Origin of the sequence: Pseudoalteromonas sp. SM9913 (genome assembly GCF_000184065.1) — a bacterium.
Classification (GTDB): domain Bacteria; phylum Pseudomonadota; class Gammaproteobacteria; order Enterobacterales; family Alteromonadaceae; genus Pseudoalteromonas; species Pseudoalteromonas tetraodonis.
Map to the genome: position 1 here is coordinate 1 of NC_014803.1, position 17,761 is coordinate 17,761.

A 17,761-nucleotide genomic window follows, 5' to 3' on the forward strand; every position below is an offset into this window, starting at 1 on the left:
TCAACAATTTTATAAAAATCAATCTTTTACTTGTGGATAAAGTGCATTCATAATAGTCGGTCTTGGGCTGCTTATTGAGCCATTTAAACGCAATACAGGTGTGATTTTTGAATCATTATTGATGTGCGGGAATAAAAATTATATCTCTGGGAGTTTTACTGTGTATCTGTCGGTTTGGCAAAGTTGTTTATATGTATTGCAAGATGAATTGCCTTCGCAGCAATTTAGTATGTGGGTCAGACCACTTCAAGCAGAAAGTACCGAAGATACCTTGACGATTTATGCGCCTAATCGTTTTGTACTTGATTGGGTAAGAGAAAAGTACCTAAATAGAATAAATGAGTTACTGGTTGAAATTTGTGGTGTAGAAGCCCCTGAATTACGCTTTGATGTAGGCAGCAAGCCGCTATTAAATGCACAAGCTGCGCCGGTAGTTGAATCACAATCAGCACCAAGTACGCAAGCAACGGCAAAACAACAACCACGAGAACAAAAGCCAGTTGTTGAGCCCGCTCCTAAATCGGGTTATAAATCAAACATTAAAGAAAACTATACCTTTGACAGTTTTGTTGAGGGTAAATCTAACCAATTAGCAAAAGCGGCTGCCACTCAGGTAGCAGATAATCCTGGCTCTGCATTTAACCCTGTTTTTATTTACGGTGGTACGGGCTTAGGTAAAACGCATTTATTACATGCGGTAGGCAACGGTATTATGGCCAATAAGCCAGATGCTAAAATTGTCTACATGCATTCAGAACGCTTTGTGCAAGACATGGTTAAAGCACTGCAAAATAATGCGATTGAAGAGTTTAAGCGTTATTACCGCAGTGTTGATGCACTCATGATTGATGACATTCAATTTTTTGCTAATAAAGAACGTTCACAAGAAGAGTTCTTTCATACCTTTAATGCATTATTAGAAGGTAACCAGCAAATTATTTTAACCTCTGACCGTTATCCTAAAGAGATAGAAGGAGTTGAAGATCGCCTTAAATCTCGTTTTGGTTGGGGATTAACTATCGCGATTGAGCCGCCAGAGCTTGAAACACGCGTTGCCATTTTGATGAAAAAAGCCCAGCAAAGTAAAATTAATTTACCGCATGAAGTGGCATTTTTTATCGCTAAAAAATTACGTTCAAACGTACGTGAACTTGAAGGGGCTTTAAACCGTGTAATTGCTAATGCAAACTTTACCGGCCGCCCAATTTCTATCGACTTTGTAAAAGAAGCACTGCGTGATTTACTCGCACTGCAAGATAAACTAGTCACCATAGACAATATTCAACGTACGGTAGCAGAATACTATAGAATACGTGTGTCTGATTTACTGTCTAAGCGCCGCAGCCGCTCTATAGCAAGGCCGCGCCAAGTTGCCATGGCATTATCTAAAGAACTCACTAATCACAGCTTACCTGAGATTGGGGATGCCTTTGGTGGGCGTGACCATACAACAGTACTGCACGCGTGTCGCAAAGTTAAATCATTACGTGACGAAAGCCACGAGATTAAAGAAGATTACCAAAATTTAATAAGAACATTGTCATCTTAGGGCTGACTTTATTATGCAAATAACAATATCAAGAGAACAATTTTTAAAACCATTGGTGCAAGTATCGGGTGCCATAGAGCGTAAGCATACGTTACCTATTTTATCTAACGTATTACTCGTGGTAGAAAATGGCCAGCTTTCAATGACAGGGACCGACCTTGAAATTGAATTAGTGGCGAGCGTGTTTGTAGGTGATGATGTTGCCGATACCAAGCTCACATTACCGGCTAAAAAATTACTCGATATTTGTAAAAGTTTACCGGATGGTTCTGATCTTACTTTAAGCTTGCAAGACCATCAGCTACTTTTAACCAGTGGTAAAAGTCGTTTTTCATTGACCACATTAGCGGCTGAAGATTTTCCTAATTTAGAGCAGTGGGATGGTGAGGTTGAGTTTCAACTAACGCGTTTAGAGTTGCGTAAATTACTTGAAAGCACGCACTTTTCAATGGCAAACCAAGATGTGCGTTATTACTTAAACGGCATGTCGTTTGAAGTTGATAACAGCGATATAAAAACAGTCGCCACTGATGGGCACCGTTTAGCGATTGCACAAAAGCAACTAGGTCAGTCATTAAATACACAGCGCCAATTAATTATACCGCGCAAAGGCGTGCAAGAAATTATGCGCCTAATGGTGGCCGACCAAGAGTTAGTCACTATTCAGTTTGGTGCTAACCACATCCGTATTATTGATATTGAGTTTACTTTTACGAGTAAATTAGTTGATGGCCGTTTCCCTGATTACCGCCGTGTTTTACCACGCGGTGGCGATAAAGTTATTACAGCAAACAGAGAATGGTTACGTAATGCATTTCAACGCGTATCGATTTTATCGAACGAAAAGTTTCGTGGTGTACGTTTAAACTTATCAAACGGTTTATTAAAAATTACGGCTAACAACCCAGAGCAAGAACAAGCGGAAGAAGTAGTTGAAGTAATGTACGAGGGCGATGACCTAGAAATAGGGTTTAATGTGTCTTACGTGCTTGATGTATTAAATACATTAAAAACTGAAGATGTGTTATTTACACTTGCCGATTCAAATAGCAGTGCACTAATAGAAGGTGCAGGCGATGAAGAAGCGATGTACGTCGTTATGCCTATGCGTTTATAAGATTATAAATACATAATGAGCTTAAGTCATTTGAGCCTCAAATATTTTCGTAATATTGAGGCGCTGACGCTAGAACCAGTTAATGGCGTTAATATAATTTATGGTGAAAACGGCTGCGGAAAAACCAGCCTTTTAGAGGCTATATATTACCTTTCTCACGGCAAATCTTTTCGAACTTCTAAACATAAAAGTATTATTGCACACCAGCAAGATCAGTTTGTTATTCATGGCCGCAAAGCGTTATACGATTTATCTATCCCTATTGGTATTAGTAAAACCCAAGCGGGTGAAACCAATTTAAAAATCCAGGGTAAGGCGAGTCGGAAAGTATCTGAACTTGCCCAGTTAATGCCGGTACAAATAATAACACCAGAAAGCTACTCACTATTTTTTGGCGGTCCTAAGGAGCGCAGAAAGTTTTTAGACTTAGGTTTGTTTCACGTGGAACATGAGTTTTTTTTCTTATGGCAATCGTTTAATAAAGTGCTTAAACAACGCAACGCCTTATTAAAATCTAAGCCTAAGAATTATTTTGACCAAATCAAGTTTTGGGACAAAGAATTTGTTAGACTGGCTGAACAAATAAATAAATTAAGAATCGCGTATATAACTAGGTTTAAGCAGCAATTTTTTGATAAAATGTGTGCAGAATTAACGCTAATACGCGATTTAGAAATTAGCTTCAATGCGGGCTGGAAAGAGAGTGAATCTCTTTGTGATGCGTTAGAGCAAAGTTTTGAGCGAGATTCTCGCCAAGGCTTTACAAGTAAAGGCCCTCATAAGGCTGATTTTAGTTTTAGTGTCGCTGGCAGCAGTGTTGAGAATGTATTCTCACGCGGGCAATTAAAGTTATTGTTGTATGCGTTAAAAGTAACGCAAAATAGCTTAATTGAGTCAGAGACAGATAAGCAATCTATATTGCTAATAGATGATCTACCTTCAGAACTAAGCGAAGATACAAAAGAGAAAGTGGGCCAGTTATTGACTCACTGTAGTTCTCAAATATTTATTTCTTCAATTTTATCTGAAAGTATTTCTGCTGTGGTGGAACCCATGCAACGAGAACTAAAAATGTTCCACGTGAAACATGGCAACCTAATAACAAGATAAGTGGGATTAACCATGTCTGAGAATTATGATTCGTCGAGTATTAAAGTACTTAAAGGATTAGATGCAGTAAGAAAGCGTCCTGGTATGTATATAGGGGACACCGATGATGGTACGGGCTTACACCACATGGTGTTTGAGGTCGTTGATAACTCTATCGATGAGGCCTTAGCGGGTCACTGTGATGATATTTATGTCACTATTCACTTAGACGGTTCGGTATCTGTAAGAGATAACGGCCGTGGTATTCCTACTTCTATACATGAAGAAGAAGGTGTATCTGCAGCTGAAGTAATTATGACGGTGCTACACGCCGGTGGTAAGTTTGATGATAACTCTTATAAAGTATCAGGTGGCTTACACGGTGTTGGTGTATCGGTAGTAAATGCATTATCAGAAAAATTAAAACTAACCATTCGTCGTGAAGGTAAACTTCATGAGCAGTTTTACACTATGGGTGTACCTGATGCACCACTAGCTGTAATTGGTGATTCTGAAACAAATGGTACTGAAATTCGTTTTTGGCCAAGTGGCGAAACGTTCACTAACCTTGATTTTCATTACGATATTTTAGCAAAGCGTTTACGCGAGCTGTCGTTTTTGAATTCAGGTGTAAGTATCATATTAAGCGATGAGCGCGAAGAAAATAAAAGCGACCACTTTAAGTACGAAGGCGGTATCAGAGCATTCGTTGAATACCTAAACCGCAATAAAACACCAGTGCATAAAGGGGTATTCCATTTTACTCACGAACGTGAAGAAGATGGTATTAGTGTAGAAGTATCAATGCAGTGGAATGATGCATTCCAAGAAAACATTTACTGTTTCACAAATAATATTCCTCAACGTGATGGTGGTACTCACTTAGCTGGTTTTAGATCGGCGCTAACGCGTACGCTTAATAACTACATGGAAAAAGAAGGCTTTAACAAAAAAGCTAAAACAACCAGTAATGCAACGGGCGATGATGCGCGTGAAGGCTTAACTGCAGTTGTGAGTGTTAAAGTACCTGATCCAAAGTTCTCATCACAAACAAAAGACAAGCTAGTTTCTAGCGAAGTTAAGTCGGCAGTTGAGCAAGCAATGGCTGAAAAATTCACTGAGTTTTTATTGGAAAACCCATTGGATGCAAAAATTGTTGTTGGCAAAATTATTGATGCAGCACGCGCCCGTGAAGCAGCGCGTAAAGCACGTGAAATGACACGTCGTAAAGGCGCTATGGACTTAGCTGGTTTACCTGGTAAATTAGCTGATTGCCAAGAAAAAGATCCAGCCCAATCTGAACTATACATAGTGGAGGGTGACTCAGCTGGCGGTTCAGCCAAGCAGGGTCGTAACCGTAAGAATCAAGCGATTCTTCCGCTTAAAGGTAAAATCTTAAACGTAGAAAAAGCACGTTTTGATAAAATGCTTTCTTCACAAGAAGTGGCAACGCTAATTACTGCATTAGGTTGTGGTATTGGCCGTGACGAATATAACCCAGAAAAACTACGTTACCACCGTATCATCATCATGACCGATGCCGACGTGGATGGCTCTCACATTCGTACCTTGCTACTAACGTTCTTCTACCGTCAAATGCCGGAAATTGTTGAACGTGGTTACATTTATATTGCTCAGCCACCTCTTTATAAAGTGAAAAAAGGTAAGCAAGAGCGCTATATTAAAGATGACCCTGCATTAGTTGATTACCTTACATCTTTAGCGCTAAGTAATGCTGCTCTTTACACGAGTGATAGTGCAGAAGCGGTTGATGGTGAAGCGTTAGAAGCAATCGTTCATGATTACCAAAACACCGTTAAAGTTATCGAGCGCTTAAAGCGTAAGTATCCAAACACAGTGATGAACCGTTTGATTTACCAAAGCGAGCTGAAAAAAGAAGACCTTTCAGACGAGGCTAAGGTAATTGCTTGGACTAAAGAGCTTGTTGATGACTTAGTTGCGCGTGATGAAGATGCAACTATTTTCCACGCAGGTACTGAGCACGATACAGAGCGTAATTTATATTACCCTGTTGTGAATATTCGTCAGCATGGTGTGGATAAAGCGCATGTACTTCATTATGACTTTATTACTTCGAGAGATTACCAACGTATTGCTGTAACAGGTAAAAATATTGCTAATATCATCACTGAGGGTGCTTACATCCAACGCGGTGAAAAAACAAAACCTGTTGATAACTTTGTGGATGCATTGGAATGGTTGATCGCAGAATCTAAGCGTGGGATCTATATTCAACGCTATAAAGGACTAGGTGAAATGAACCCAAATCAACTTTGGGAAACCACCATGGATCCAAGCGCACGCCGTATGTTGCAAGTAACGATTGAAGATGCTGTTGCAGCGGATCAATTATTTGCTACGTTAATGGGCGATCAAGTTGAGCCTCGTCGTGAGTTCATAGAAACGAATGCACTGCGTGTGGTTAACTTAGACGTATAATTAATTTATGCTAATCACAAAAAAGGAGCCTTAGGCTCCTTTTTTATTTTCTCAATTGCACAAACTGCTTAAAACCTGAGTGTGCACAAGGTATACTGAGGGTAATTTCACGCTACTTCTCAGATAGTAAAAAGCCAAAATATGCAAAAATATGACGTTAAAACCTTTCAAGGTTTGATCCTGGCTTTACAGGATTATTGGGCACAGCAAGGCTGTGTCATTATTCAACCACTTGACATGGAAGTGGGCGCAGGGACATTTCACCCGCAAACATTTTTAAAATCAATTGGCCCAGAGCCTATGTCGAGCGCTTACGTTCAACCGTGTCGTCGACCTACCGATGGTCGTTACGGTGAAAACCCAAACCGCTTACAACATTACTACCAATTCCAAGTGGTGTTAAAGCCATCTCCAGATAATATCCAAGAGCTTTATTTAGGCTCTTTAGCGGCTATGGGCATTGATACCCTTACTCACGAAGTACGCTTTGTAGAAGATAACTGGGAATCACCAACGCTGGGTGCATGGGGACTGGGCTGGGAAATTTGGTTAAATGGCATGGAGGTAACCCAGTTTACCTACTTCCAGCAGGTGGGCGGCTTAGAATGCTCACCGGTCACAGGTGAAATTACCTACGGCCTAGAGCGTTTAGCAATGTATATTCAAGGCGTAGATAGCATTTACGACTTAGTATGGGCAGACGGTCCATTAGGGCGCGTAACCTACGGTGACGTATTCCATCAAAACGAAGTAGAGCAGTCTACTTATAATTTTGAACATGCAAACGTAGAAGACTTATTTGCACAGTTCGATAAGTGCGAAGCAGAAAGCCAAAAGTTAATTGAAGCAAACTTACCATTACCTGCCTACGAGCAAGTAATGAAAGCATCGCACGCATTTAACTTATTAGACGCACGTCATGCTATTTCTGTGACCGAGCGTCAACGTTACATTTTACGCGTTCGTGCATTATCAAAAGCGTGTGCACAAAGTTATTACGATGCACGTGAAGCGCTTGGTTTCCCGCTGTGTAAGGATAAGTAAGCATGTCAGCAGAAAATTTATTAGTAGAAATTGGCACCGAAGAATTGCCACCAAAATCACTTCGAAAATTAGCCGAAGCCTTTGCTGCAAACTTAACAGCAGAACTTGAAAGCTTAGAACTTGCTCACCAAGGTGTGAGCTGGTATGCATCGCCTCGTCGTTTAGGTTTACAAGTAAAAGCGCTAGACGCTAAACAACAAGACAAAGAAGTTGAAAAACGCGGCCCTGCAATTAAAGCGGCATTTGATGCTGAGGGCAACCCAACCAAAGCAGCCATGGGTTGGGCTCGTGGTTGTGGAATTGAAGTAAAAGATGCGCAAACACTCGAAACCGATAAAGGCGCATGGCTATTACATATTGCTAAAGTAGCAGGGCAAGAAACCAAATTACTAATGGCTGATGCAATTAGTAAAGCGCTTGCTAAATTACCTATTCCTAAACCAATGCGTTGGGGCGCGAATAAAACACAATTTATTCGCCCTGTGCATACAGTCACTATTCTACTAGGTAGTGAGCTAATAGAAGGTGAGATACTGGGTAAGCAAGTGAGCAATCAACTGCAAGGCCATCGTTTTCATCATCCAGAAAAAATTAGCATTAACCATGCTGATGATGTGTTTGACGTACTTAAATCAGCTTACGTGATAGCTGACTACGAACAGCGTAAAGCACAAATTCGTGCGCAAATAGAAGACGCAGCAAAAGCAGTTAATGCCGTAGTTGCTATGGATGAAGATTTACTTGAAGAAGTTACTTCATTGGTTGAATGGCCAGTAACGCTAACAGCTACATTTGAAGAAGCATTTTTAGATGTGCCAGCCGAAGCGCTTATTTACACCATGAAAGACGATCAAAAATACTTTCCGTTATTAGATCAAAACGGCAAACTTTTAAATAAGTTTTTGTTTGTTTCTAACATCGAAAGTAAAGATCCAAGTGTGGTTATTTCTGGTAACGAAAAAGTAGTGCGCCCGCGTTTAGCTGATGCGCAGTTCTTCTTTGAAACAGATAAAAAGAAAACACTTGAAAGCCGACTTGAGTCGCTAGACAGCGTTTTATTCCAAAAGCAGTTGGGCACACTTAAAGATAAGTCACAGCGTATCAGTGAACTTGCCGGTTACATTGCAGAGCAACTAGGTGCAGATAAAGCACTAGCAGCGCGTGCTGGCTTATTAAGTAAAACCGATTTAATGACCGAAATGGTGATGGAATTTACCGACGTACAAGGTGTAATGGGAATGCATTACGCACGTCATGACGGTGAAGCTGAAGATGTCGCTGTTGCGCAAAACGAGCAGTACATGCCACGCTTTGCCGGCGATAACTTACCAACGAGTTTGATCAGCTGTGCAGTGGCTATTGCAGATAAGTTTGACACGCTGGTGGGTATTTTTGGTATAGGCCAAGCACCAAAAGGTGATAAAGACCCATTTGCACTTCGTCGTGCGGCCATTGGTGCATTACGTATCATGGTAGAAAAGCAGCTACCACTTGATATTTTAGACCTGGTTGCTAAATCACAAACCTTGTTTGGTGAAAAGCTGACTAACCTAAATGTATCAACCGATGTATTCGAATTTATGCTAGGGCGTTTCCGTGCTTGGTATCAAGATGAAGGCATTGAGGTAGATGTAATTCAAGCGGTACTTGCGCGCCGTCCAACGAAGCCTGTTGATTTTGACCGCCGAGTTAAAGCCGTTAGCCATTTCCGTACGTTAGACGCCGCAGAATCGCTTGCAGCCGCTAATAAGCGTGTAAGTAATATTCTTGCTAAAAACAATATTACAACGCAAGGTGATGTTGATCAGAGCTTACTAAGTGACGACGCAGAAAAAGTACTGGCTTCTCAAGTTGCAAAATTTGCTACCGACTTAGCGCCACTATACAGCGATGGAAACTACCAAGAGGCATTAAGCCAATTAGCTGGTATTCGTGACAGTGTTGATAACTTTTTTGACAATGTCATGGTAATGGCCGACGATGAAGCGGTTAAGCAAAACCGCCTTGCGCTTTTAAGTCAGTTAAGTGGGTTATTTTTAGAAATTGCAGATATTTCTGTATTACAAAAATAACAGCCAATAGCTATTTAAAAAGCCAGCATTATGCTGGCTTTTTAGTGTTTTATTTATATTAGTTAATAGAGGATTCACCATGAAGCTCCCATTGAAACGCATTTTCACGTTAGCCTTAGTGGGCTTATTGAGTGCTTGTACCAGCCAAATTTCAATTAACGACGTGTTGCCGCAGCAAGAATTGGATCGCAGTATTTATTTAAGAGGGGATTTCACATTATGGGATGCAGAACCTCAATATCAATTTCAACAAGTCGGCCCTGCGCTTTACCAAGCCCAAGTTAGGTTTTCGACCCCAGGCAAAGTGTACGAATTTAAAATAGCGGATGCAGATTTTAGTGAAGGTTTTAACTGTGGCTACAGCGATTCACAGCCATCAGGGCAAAGCCTAACACTTGGCCAATCAACACGCGCCGACTGTAATACCATTTATAATTACTTTAGCTACACACCAGCGATTAAAGGGTCGTACATAGTCAGTATTGATTTTAGTGACTACGATGAGCCGCAAGTGACGATAACTAAAAAATAGCTGTAAGCTATAAGCCGTCAGCTTTCAGTTGCCCGAGTGAATTGATAGATTTGTGACAAGGACGTTAAATGAAAAAGAAAATAGAGCAACTATTCGCCGATAATTCTATGCCTAAGATGGTGTTGTTAAATGGGGCGTGGGGTTCAGGTAAAACATATTGGATCGAAAATAATTTAATAGAGCCCGAAGGCTATATTTATTTATCTTTGAATGGTTTAGCCTCAATAGATGACTTTTATTCTAATTTAATTTCAAAATTTTTCCTAAATAAAAATATAAGTGCGACAGATTCAAGCTCACTTCTTGATGGTTTTCAAAAAATACTAGGGAACTTTAATGGGGAAAACAAAGGGTTAATCTCAGGGTTAGTATCAGGCTTTAAAGGTGTTGCCGTCACAAAGGCTATTTCATCTATTCAGGATAAAACTATTGTACTGGATGATTTAGAACGAATAGTAAATGCTAATCTTGCAAAAGAAATTGTAGGAATCTGTCAAAACCTTTCTGAAAAAAATCATAATTTAAAATTTATTTTTGCAACAAACACTAGTGAATTAAAGTTTGATAATAAACATTCTTTACTTGAAAAAAACTTTGCGGGTATTGTTGAGTTTAAACTTAGCAAAAATGAGTTTTTAGAAATTATAAAGGAAGATGTTCAGAAGGAACTTAAAGTACACGCAGCACGAGTGATTGAAGAGTTAAAGTTGAAAAATATAAGAATAATTAAACGAGCAAAAAATAAGTATTGTTCTTTAATTGAGGAAATAGAAAGTGATGATAGTTCAAGTAACCTAGATATTTTGGAAGGTAGAAAAGCTTTGTTTGGTGATGTGATGAAAATTTATTTCATGCAAATGGAGTTAGGTTGTAATGTTGAAAAAATAAAATCTCAGTCAAAAGAAAATATAAACTTTAAAATTCCAGGTTTTGATACAGAGAAGAAAGATAAAGCTAATGTCAGTAATATTGAGGAGCATCTAAACCTTCCGCAAATAGAATCTCAATTATTGGTTGAGCACATAGCTTTCTGTAAGACATTCAGTATAGAAGAGGTTTTACAAAAATATTATCCAGTCCAAGTTTTAACTATCGACTTATTATTGAAGAGGGGGATTACAATCCTAACAGAAGCGGATGAAGAAAAAATACCTGATTATGTAAACCAGCTTGTAAATATAATTAAGGAAAAGGAACCTGAATTATTACGTTGGTTTAATTCTGTTGATGTTATAAATGAGCTATTTAAATATAAGTTTATTGAAAGTGTTAAAGGCATATCCATTGATGGCAAGCCTCCTATAAAAAGTATTTTAGAGCAGTATCTACCAAAAAAATTTAAAACTCCGGTTCCGGTAAGTGGAAGGTTCGGATATCAACTTGAGCAGTTCGGGAGCAAAGAGTTAAACCAAAAGTTTGAAAGTATATTGGCTGAAGTTAAGAAAACTAATGAATTGAAAGCCATTGATGCTATTGAAAAGGAGATCCACAGGGGCTGGACAAAGGAAGTTGATATGAAAATATATAATGAGTATCGAACTATTAGTATATTTTCCACCTTAAAAGATCATGAATGCTTTGCTAAAGCTGTATCAGAAAACTGGACTGTTGAGCAAATTTACCTTTACAGCGATTTCATTACTGATAGATATAAAGCAAACCTTACCGATTGGTTAATGGATGAATTTGACTTTTTACAGAGGTTGAAAAACGAGTTAAGTAAAGTCACATTTCAAAAGAGTGGAATAAAAATTGGAATGATCAATCAGCTCATTGAAGCCTTGGTTAAAGTTTTAAATAAAATGAAAAAGCAACAAAAGGTTTAGGGTAGCCCTTTCTTCACTAAATATCTATACGGTACTGAATCGACTTCTTTAGCCACCAACGTGTGATCCATGAAGGTGCAGAAGCTGGGGATGTCGCGGGTGGTTGAAGGGTCGTCGGCAATAATAAGCAGTGTTTCACCCTCGCTCATTTTGCGAATAGCAGCGCGCACCATCATCACAGGTTCTGGGCAGCGAAGGCCGGTAGCATCTAATTGGTGATCGGGGTTATCAAAGCTCATAAAAATTACCTGCAAAAATAGTCGTGGCTTGGTTAGGTCGGGTAGTTTAGCGCAAATAAAGCTGTTGGTTAACTATTTTACGTATAACAAAACAGCTCAACTTATTAATAGATAACCTGAAATAAATTTAATGCACCCGATCACATTATTCATTTTAAACCTGCAAAAGCGGGTGGCATAAAAAAGGCGAACTAACTTGCGCTAGTTCGCCTTTTTAATCACCAAGCTGGTTTTACATATTCAACACTAATTAGTCTTGAACACGTTCAAATACAGTTGCGATGCCTTGGCCTAAACCAATACACATAGTCGCTAAACCGTATTTTGCGTTTTTGTCTTCCATTAAGTGAATAAGTGAGGTGCTAATACGCGAACCCGAACAACCCAGCGGGTGACCCAGTGCGATAGCGCCGCCATTTAAATTCACTTTTTCGTCAACCACATCCGCTAAACCTAAGTCTTTAAGTACGGGTAATGATTGTGCTGCGAATGCTTCGTTAAGTTCAGCAACATCGATGTCATCAATAGTAATACCAGCTTGTGCCAATGCTTTTTTACTTGCTGGTACTGGGCCGTAACCCATGATTGATGGATCGCAACCGGCAACGGCCATCGCGCGAATATATGCACGAATTGGTAAGCCAAGTTCTTTTGCTTTTTCTTCGCTCATCACTAACATAGCTGATGCGCCATCAGAAAGTGCTGAAGACGTACCCGCTGTAACAGAACCCGTAGCAGGGTTAAATACTGGACGAAGTTGCGATAAGCCTTCAACGGTTGTTTCAGGGCGAATTACTTCATCATCTTCAACAAGGATAAGTGAACCGTCAGCATCGTGACCTTCCATTGCTAAAATTTCGCGGCGGAAACGCCCTTCAACTGTTGCAGCATGTGCACGTTGATGCGAGCGGTAAGCAAACTCATCTTGTTGCTCACGGCTAATACCGTGAATAGTAGCAAGGTACTCAGCAGTTAAACCCATAGAGCCAGATGCTTGTGCAATTGATGTAGCTAAGCCTGGGTGAAAGTCGTTACCGTGAGTCATAGGTACGTGGCCCATGTGCTCAACACCACCAATTAGGTAAGTATCGCCAGCGCCAGTCATAATAGCGCGAGCAGCATCATGCAATGCTTGCATTGATGAGCCACATAAACGGTTCACTGTGGTTGCTGGCACTGAATGTGGAATGCCTGCAAGTAGAGATGCGTTACGTGCAACGTTAAAGCCTTGCTCTAAAGTTTGCTGTACACAACCCCAATAAATATCGTCAATTGACGCAGGGTCAACTGCTGGATTACGTTCTAATAAGCCTTTCATTAAATGAGCGCTTAAGTCTTCTGCACGTTTGTTTTTAAATACGCCGCCTTTTGAGCGACCCATTGGTGTGCGGATACAATCTACAATTACTGGATTATTCATGATATTAACCTTCCACCTTATAGAAAACACGGCCTTCTTCAGCCCACTTGCGAGTTTGCTCTGATACTTGGTAAATCGCACCTAGGTGAGCGTATTTGTCTGCTGCTGCAACAAAGTTAGCTAAACCTGTTTGATCTAAGTAACGGAACGCGCCGCCTCTAAATGGAGGGAAACCAACACCGTATACAAGTGCCATATCAGCTTCTTGAGGAGAAGCAACAATGCCTTCTTGTAAACAAAGTAGCACTTCGTTGATCATTGGGATCATACAACGGTCAATGATTTCTTGTTTATCAAATTCTTTTGGTGCGTCTGTAATTGGTGCGAGTAGTTCAATCGCTGTTTGGTCATGCGATTTTTTAAGACGACCGCGACGGTCTGTTTCATACTTGTAAAAACCTGCTTTGTTCTTTTGACCAAAACGTTTTTCGTTAGCAAAAACAGTCACTGGATCTTTCTCTGCACGCGCCATACGTTCAGGGAAGCCGTCTGCCATTACGCCAGTACAATGGAAAGCAGTATCAATACCGACTACATCAAGTAGGTAAGCCGGACCCATAGGCCAGCCAAATACGTTTTCCATGACTTTATCTACTTTTGCAAAGTTAGCGCCTTCAACCACTAATTTGCTAAAGCCTGCAAAGTAAGGGAATAAAACACGGTTTACAAAAAAGCCTGGGCAATCGTTAACAACAATCGGCGATTTACCTAGTTTAAGTGCGTAATCAACTACGGCATTAATGGTTTTATCTGAGGTTTTTGCACCACGGATAATTTCTACTAATGGCATTTTTGGTACTGGGTTGAAAAAGTGCATACCACAGAAGTTTTCTGGTTTTTCAAGTGCTTCTGCAAGTAGGTCAATACAAATAGTCGATGTATTTGACGTGAGCACAGTGCCTTCAGGCATATTCTTTTCAAGATCAGCAAGTACGGCTTGCTTCACTTTAGGGTTCTCTACTACCGCTTCAACAATAATGTTGGCGTTTTGTAGGTCTGCATCATTAAGCGTCGGTTTGATTTTGCTAAGCGTTGCTAGCATTTTTTCCATTGGCATATGGCCGCGCTTAACTTTTGCACCTAATAGCTTAGACGCTTCACCCATACCTAAATCAAGTGCATCCTGTTGGATGTCTTTCATTATGATTGGTGTACCTTTATAAGCAGATTGGTATGCAATACCGCCGCCCATAATACCTGCGCCTAATACAGCAGCTTGTTTAATTTCTACATCGCTGTGCTTAGCAAATTTACGTGCTTTACCTTTAATGTATTGATCCGCTAAAAAGATACCTGTTTGCGCGGCTGCTTCGTTGGTACGAGCAAGCTTTGCAAAGTTGGCATTTTCAATTGCCATTGCTTCTGCGCGTGAGCAGTTTGCTGCTGCTTTAATAGTGCGAACGGCCATAACTGGAGCAGGATAGTGGCCTTTGGTTTTACCCATTACCATACCTTCTGCCATTGCAAAGCTCATGCCTTGCTCAACACGGTTTAATTTAAGCGGTTGTAATTTTACAGCGCGTTTTGCTTGCCAATCTAGCTTGCCAGCAATCGCTAATTCTAATGTTGCTATACTTGACTCTTGTAGTTTGTTGGCACTAACTACTGCGTCAAACGCACCTACTTTAAGGGCATCAGCTGCGCGATTTTCGTTACCTGTGGTGATCCACATCATCGCGTTATCGGCGCCAACAATGCGCGGAAGGCGCACTGTACCGCCAAATCCAGGCATTATGCCTAATTTAACTTCTGGTAAACCCATTTTTGCTGAGTCACTTGCAACACGATAATCGGTAGCAAGTGCCCACTCACAGCCGCCGCCAAGCGCCAAGCCGTTTATAACACTTAGTGTTGGAAATGGTAAATCTTCAATTGCATCAAAAACGTCAGTTGCATTTTTGATCCACGTTACTAATTCTGTTTCAGGTTTAGTAAAAGTAGGTAAAAATTCGAAGATATCTGCACCAATAATAAAGTGGTCTTTATCACTGGTAAAAATCATGCCTTTAATATCAGCGTTAGCGGCTAATTCTTTTAATGCTGCCGCGCAATCTGAAAGAGTTTGTTGTGATAATGTGTTTACAGAACCTGTAGCACAAAACTTAAACTCGGCGATGTTTTCCTTCACGAAGCTAACTTCAAAGGAATCGCTTTTATATAACATTATTATTCTCCCTAGTTGATGAACTAAGACTGGTACGATGAGTTCATATTCAGACCAGTGTGCTTGCTTTAAATTAAAAATGCAACGAAAAATTTATCTTGGTTACAAACGTCTGGTTAAAATATAGCTGGTTTGGTGCTAAGGTGGGTTTGAAAGTTTTCTTTATTCATTTTATTGCGCTGTCTTAGTGTTCATAGCTTGGGTTTTATTAGAATAAATAGTACAGCTGTGTATGTGCTGTTGTTTACTTACTCTTCGCCACACTTCGTCAGCCTTGAAGGTTACTATGCCCTAAAGGACATTATGAAAAAATACTTATTAAGCGTAGCGGCAGCGACTCTATTTTTCTCTTTCCCCTCTGCCAACGCGAAAACTGATATTGATGCATTTTTAGACGCTGAAAAACAGGCGCGCTATGGCAATTATCAAAATTTTAAAGAAGCGGTGGATTCATTGTCTCATCCGCTTAAACCGTATGTTGAAAAAGCCTATTGGGAACGTTACCCAAGCTTAGCCCACCAAACAGAGATAGAAAATTTTCTCACTATTTATGAACATACGCCATTAGAGTGGCCAGTGCGTAAAGCATGGTTAAACTATTTAAAACGCAGAAATCAAAAAGCAGCGTTTATTAAAAACTACCGTGAAACCTCTGACAGTGAGCTTACTTGTACCCACCTTACTTTTCAGCTTGATCTTGGTGCGCCTAAAAAAGCAATACTCAATCAGGTAACCGACTTATGGACAGTGGGTGAGTCGCAGCCAAGTGAATGCGATGGCCTTTTTAAACGCTGGCGTCAAAATGGTTATTTAACGCCCGATGTTGTTTGGCAACGTGTCACTTTAGCGGCACAAGGTGGGTCTTATCGTTTACTGCCTTATTTAAAAACATTGTTGCCAGCCAATGAGCGCTACTTAGCCGATTTATACTCAAAAGTAAGACGTGACCCAAGTGCAGCGGCGGGGTTATACCGTTATAAGCGCAAAACAGTGAAAGAGGGTGAAATAGCGCTTTACGGTATTAAGCGTTTAATTTGGCGTGATAAAGAGTTGGCATTAAAGGCATGGCAAAAAATTGAGGGGTTATTTGATTACACTGATGATGAAAAAGCGGATGTATATTATACCTTTGCGCTTTCATTGGCGTCGAGCGGCCATAGCCAAGCGAGCTTCTATTTAAATAAAGTACCCAAAGAGCGCCAAGATCGTAAATTAATGCAATGGCAGTTAGCTAATCTACTCAAAACCCAAGATTGGGAGGGAATTGCGGCATTTTTTACAGGTAAAGAAAATCTTAGCTTAGGGCAACAGTATTGGCTTGCTTATAGTTATGACAAACGCGCAGATCATGAAAAAGCCAAGGCAATTTGGACTAAAGTGGCCGCTAATCGTGATTATTACGGCTTTTTAGCCGCTGCACGTTTGGGCATACCGGTTGATTTAAATGAGTTGCCCGTTAATGTAAATCAAGCTTTAGTAACAAGAGTGAGTAATGCACCGGGCTTTAAGCGTGCCAAAGCTTTGTATGAGTTAGAGCGCTTTACTGCTGCTCGACGCGAGTGGAATTATTTAACTGATACCTCAGCTGATGATGAAAAATTAGCTGCGTCGGTACTTGCAGCCGAGCTGGATTGGTTTGATAGTACTATATTCACCCTAGCAAAAATAAAAGCATGGGATTATGTGGATTTGCGTTTCCCTTTTGCATTTCAAGAAATGTTTGAGCGTTACAGCAAGCGAAGCAAAATTGACCTAACTTGGAGTATTGCTATAGCACGTCGCGAAAGCTCATTTGCACCTGATGCGCGCTCCCATGCAAATGCACGCGGGTTAATGCAGCTATTACCGAGTACGGCAAAGTATATTAATAAAGGCACGGTTTCTAATCGTCGTTTGTATCAACCAAAAACCAACATTCGTCTTGGGACTCGTTATTTACAGTATTTAAAAAAGAAAAACCACGGCAATGAGGTGTTAGCTACAGCATCTTATAACGCTGGGTATCATCGTATTAAGCGTTGGTTACCAGAAGAAGCAATGCCGGCTGAGCTATGGGTTGAACTTATTCCTTACAGAGAAACCCGAGATTATGTAAAAAATGTATTTGCTTATCGGCAGGTTTATCATACTCGCCTTGGTCGGGAGGGAAACCTTCTAGCCCCCATATTAGAAATGACGATGGGCGGATAGTAAAAATAAATCTACAACCACAGAGGGATATTTACACAGTAAGTATCCCTCTTTTTTGA

At 40.3% G+C, this 17,761-nt stretch carries 12 protein-coding genes; 9 read left to right on the forward strand and 3 right to left on the reverse strand.

Annotation, left to right across the window (positions count from 1 at the left end):
• The first annotated feature begins 160 nt into the window (after positions 1-160).
• The 8 genes from dnaA to PSM_RS00040 all read left to right on the forward strand — a co-directional run bounded on the left by dnaA (position 161) and on the right by PSM_RS00040 (position 11,689).
• Entirely contained in the window at positions 161-1,549 is a 1,389-nt protein-coding gene (dnaA, locus tag PSM_RS00005; protein WP_041695548.1) for a chromosomal replication initiator protein DnaA, read from the forward strand.
• A 13-nt stretch (positions 1,550-1,562) separates the two neighbouring features.
• Entirely contained in the window at positions 1,563-2,666 is a 1,104-nt protein-coding gene (gene dnaN / locus PSM_RS00010) for a DNA polymerase III subunit beta (protein ID WP_008112965.1), read from the forward strand.
• A 15-nt stretch (positions 2,667-2,681) separates the two neighbouring features.
• On the forward strand, positions 2,682-3,776 hold the full coding sequence (recF, locus tag PSM_RS00015) for a DNA replication/repair protein RecF (protein ID WP_013463643.1): 1,095 nt from the start codon (positions 2,682-2,684) through the stop codon (positions 3,774-3,776).
• Positions 3,777-3,788: 12 nt separating this feature from the next.
• Complete coding sequence (gene gyrB / locus PSM_RS00020; RefSeq protein WP_013463644.1) at positions 3,789-6,215, forward strand: DNA topoisomerase (ATP-hydrolyzing) subunit B; 2,427 nt, start codon at positions 3,789-3,791, stop codon at positions 6,213-6,215.
• 141 nt (positions 6,216-6,356) lie between these two features.
• Positions 6,357-7,259, forward strand: coding sequence for a glycine--tRNA ligase subunit alpha (gene glyQ / locus PSM_RS00025; RefSeq protein WP_013463645.1), 903 nt, complete (start codon positions 6,357-6,359; stop codon positions 7,257-7,259).
• A 2-nt stretch (positions 7,260-7,261) separates the two neighbouring features.
• On the forward strand, positions 7,262-9,331 hold the full coding sequence (glyS, locus tag PSM_RS00030; RefSeq protein WP_013463646.1) for a glycine--tRNA ligase subunit beta: 2,070 nt from the start codon (positions 7,262-7,264) through the stop codon (positions 9,329-9,331).
• Positions 9,332-9,410: 79 nt separating this feature from the next.
• Complete coding sequence (locus PSM_RS00035) at positions 9,411-9,863, forward strand: hypothetical protein (RefSeq protein ID WP_013463647.1); 453 nt, start codon at positions 9,411-9,413, stop codon at positions 9,861-9,863.
• Between the two features lie 68 nt (positions 9,864-9,931).
• On the forward strand, positions 9,932-11,689 hold the full coding sequence (locus PSM_RS00040) for a hypothetical protein (RefSeq protein WP_013463649.1): 1,758 nt from the start codon (positions 9,932-9,934) through the stop codon (positions 11,687-11,689).
• On the opposite strand, the gene tusA is transcribed toward PSM_RS00040, so the two are convergent.
• The 3 genes from tusA to fadB all read right to left on the reverse strand — a co-directional run bounded on the left by tusA (position 11,686) and on the right by fadB (position 15,512).
• Entirely contained in the window at positions 11,686-11,928 is a 243-nt protein-coding gene (gene tusA / locus PSM_RS00045; protein WP_013463650.1) for a sulfurtransferase TusA, read from the reverse strand. The two genes, PSM_RS00040 and tusA, sit on opposite strands and share 4 nt — an antisense overlap.
• A gap of 250 nt (positions 11,929-12,178) precedes the next feature.
• A complete protein-coding gene (fadA, locus tag PSM_RS00050; protein WP_013463651.1) occupies positions 12,179-13,348 on the reverse strand; it encodes an acetyl-CoA C-acyltransferase FadA in 1,170 nt (389 codons plus the stop codon).
• Between the two features lie 4 nt (positions 13,349-13,352).
• Positions 13,353-15,512: a fatty acid oxidation complex subunit alpha FadB gene (gene fadB, locus PSM_RS00055; RefSeq protein WP_013463652.1), complete on the reverse strand. Its 2,160-nt coding sequence runs from the start codon at positions 15,510-15,512 to the stop codon at positions 13,353-13,355.
• 303 nt (positions 15,513-15,815) lie between these two features.
• On the opposite strand from fadB, the gene PSM_RS00060 reads away from it, so the two are divergent.
• Complete coding sequence (locus PSM_RS00060) at positions 15,816-17,702, forward strand: lytic transglycosylase domain-containing protein (protein WP_013463653.1); 1,887 nt, start codon at positions 15,816-15,818, stop codon at positions 17,700-17,702.
• The last annotated feature ends 59 nt before the right edge of the window (positions 17,703-17,761 follow it).